Here is a 2415-nt window from a genome sequence, read left to right as displayed (position 1 = left end):
CCCGCCCCCCGCGCGGGGGCGGGCCGGGTGCCCCGCCGCGGGGGGCCCCACCCGGGGGGGGGGGGGAGGGGCGCGGGGGGTGGCCCGCCCCCCCCCCCCCGCGAGGCCGTCCCCCGTCGCGGCGCCGAACGCCGTGGCCGGGTCCAGGGGGCCGCACACCTTCCCGCGCGGCGGCGCACCTCATGCGCTCAGGGCGTGAGCAGCCGGTCCTGCTCCACCGGGGGCGTGCCGTCGTGCCAGGGCAGGGCCTTGCCGAAGCGCACCAACTCGCCGTAGAGCGCCGGATCGACGTGCTCGGCGAAGACCAGGTCGAGCACCGCGCGGGCGGCCCGGGCGGGCGACTGGGCGTGGCTGTAGTCACTGAACCACGGGCGGGAGGTGGCGGTGTCGACCATGCCCGGGCACACGGAGGCGATCAGGGTGCCGGTGGCGAGGTCGCGCTCCCGCCGCTCGGCGGCCACTGCGCGGACGGCGGCGACCTGGGCGACCTTCGAGGGCAGGTTCAGCCAGCGGGGCCAGCCCGCCTCCTCGGCGGTCTTGTCGTGGATCCGGCTGCGCCAGGACTCGACGGCGGACTCGACCTGCTCGAGGCCGGCACCGTCGAACAGGTGGTGCAGCCGCGGGTCGAGGTGGCCGAGGGTGCCCAGGCTGCTGGCCACCACCAGCAGACGCCCGCCCGTGCGCAGGATGGGTCCGAAGGAGCGCAGGATCGCGTGGGTGGCGGTGTTGGAGACGTCGATGAACTCGTCGGCCCGCGCGGCCTGGGACTCCGCCGGCAGTACACGGGCGACCGCATTGGAGATCACGACGTCGACACCGCCGTACCGTGCGCGCAGCTCCTCGGCGAGTGCGGTGACGGCGCCGGTGTCCCTGACGTCCAGGACCCGGCCCTGAACCTGGCTGCGGGTGCCGGGCAGCTGCGCCACCGCGTCGGCGGCATCCGCCACGCGCCGCTGGTCGCGGCCGGTGAGCAGCACCAGGTCGTCCGGGCTCATCCGGGCCGCCAGCCCCTCGGCCAGAGCGCGGCCCAGCCCTTGGTTGGCGCCGGTGACGAGAGCGATTCGCGAAGCATTCATGCCTGCCACGCTAAAAACGACCGGTCCATGAGTCCAACGAAAGTAAGGCACAGTTAGTATGCGCAATCGTCATGGACTTCACGGATGTGTCGCTGACCGCGCTGCGCGTCCTGCGCGCGGTGGCCGAACAGGGAACCTTCACCGCGGCCGCCGCAACGCTGGGCTACACCCAGTCGGCGGTGTCCCGGCAGATCGCCGCGATCGAACGGGCGGCAGGCGCGGAGCTGCTGGAACGGCGGCGCGACGGAGTACGCCTGACCGCGGCGGGCCGCGTCGTGATGCGCCGCGCGACGACCGTGCTCGACGAGATCGATGCGACCGCGCGCGAGCTGTCCGGCCTGCCCGAGCAGTCCGGCACGGTCCGCCTGGGCTGGTTCCCCAGCGTGGGAGCCGTCCTGCTCCCCACGGCCCTGGCCATGCTGCGCCGCACGGACCCGGGGCTCGACGTCGTCAGCCGGGAAGGCACCACCCCGGTGCTGGTGCGTGCCCTGCGGGCCGGCACCCTGGACCTCGCCCTCCTGGCCTCGATGCCACCTTTCCGCCCGCCGGACACCGAGTCGCCCCCGCTCGCCCTGCAGACGCTCATCGAACGTGCCCTGCATCTCGCCGTGCCCGTCGGTCACCCCCTGGCCCGCGGAGACTTCGTCGACATCGCCGACCTGCGCGGGCAGCGCTGGATCGGGAGTGCCGGCTCGGGTCAGGACCGGCTGATGGGAGTGTGGCCCGGCCTCGACGAACGACCCGAGATCGCCCACGCCGCCCGCGACTGGCTGGCCAAACTCCGCCTCGTCGCCGCCGGCTGCGGCCTCACCACCGTGCCCGCGACACTCGCCCCCGCCGCGCCTCCAGGTGTACGCATCCTCCCGGTCCGCGGCGGCCCCCAAGAGCAACGGCGCCTGCTGCTCGCCCGCCTCCCGCACCCGCCGACCGAACCGGTCGCACGCGTCGCTGCCGCCCTGCGGGCCGCAGCCCTCAAGGCCCCGGGAGCGCACAGCTGACACACCATCGGGCCCGCGCAGTGGGCGGACCCGAGGTCGGAGACCGTGATGGGAGCCGGCGCTAGGCGCGGGGCCGCTCGAAGGTGAGGAGCAGGCCCTCGACCGCGCCGGGGCCGATACGCCCCTTGACGTCGGCGGAGGTGATCGCTTTCAGACCCCAGCCGTCCTCGGCATGCTTGTTGAGAACCTTCTCCAGCTTGTCGCTGTCCAGCGCGTCACCGATCAGCGACTCCCTGAAACTGACGACCTTGAGTCATCGCCATCTTCGAACATGCCTGGTCGGAGGCTCTGGCGTGCGGTTGGGTGGGGATACTCGGGCTGGTCGCGGGCGCAAGTCTGCG

2 protein-coding genes and 1 pseudogene are annotated in these 2415 nt (G+C 73.9%); 1 reads left to right on the top strand and 2 read right to left on the bottom strand.

Going from position 1 to position 2415, the window contains the following annotated elements:
• Window positions 1-188: 188 nt before the first annotated feature.
• Window positions 189-1076: an SDR family NAD(P)-dependent oxidoreductase gene (locus AB0N07_RS50285; RefSeq protein WP_365847614.1), complete on the bottom strand. Its 888-nt coding sequence runs from the start codon at window positions 1074-1076 to the stop codon at window positions 189-191.
• 71 nt (window positions 1077-1147) lie between these two features.
• Here AB0N07_RS50285 and AB0N07_RS50280 point away from each other — a divergent pair, with 71 nt between their 5' ends.
• A complete protein-coding gene (locus AB0N07_RS50280; RefSeq protein WP_365847612.1) occupies window positions 1148-2074 on the top strand; it encodes a LysR family transcriptional regulator in 927 nt (308 codons plus the stop codon).
• 61 nt (window positions 2075-2135) lie between these two features.
• On the opposite strand, the pseudogene AB0N07_RS50275 reads toward AB0N07_RS50280, so the two are convergent.
• A pseudogene (locus AB0N07_RS50275) lies at window positions 2136-2312 on the bottom strand (DUF4177 domain-containing protein); the annotation flags it as partial.
• Between the last annotated feature and the right edge of the window lie 103 nt (window positions 2313-2415).

It is taken from the genome of Streptomyces sp. NPDC051172 (assembly GCF_040682555.1).
Lineage (GTDB): Bacteria > Actinomycetota > Actinomycetes > Streptomycetales > Streptomycetaceae > Streptomyces.
The sequence above is the reverse complement of the archived record's forward strand: the minus strand, read 5'-3'. Positions and strand labels throughout refer to the sequence as shown.

What these genes read in the sequence shown, in the direction of transcription:
- AB0N07_RS50285 (WP_365847614.1), bottom strand. Translation starts at nt 1,076, where the DNA reads ATGAATGCTTCGCGAATCGCTCTCGTCACCGGCGCCAACCAAGGGCTG.
- AB0N07_RS50280 (WP_365847612.1), top strand. Translation starts at nt 1,148, where the DNA reads ATGGACTTCACGGATGTGTCGCTGACCGCGCTGCGCGTCCTGCGCGCG.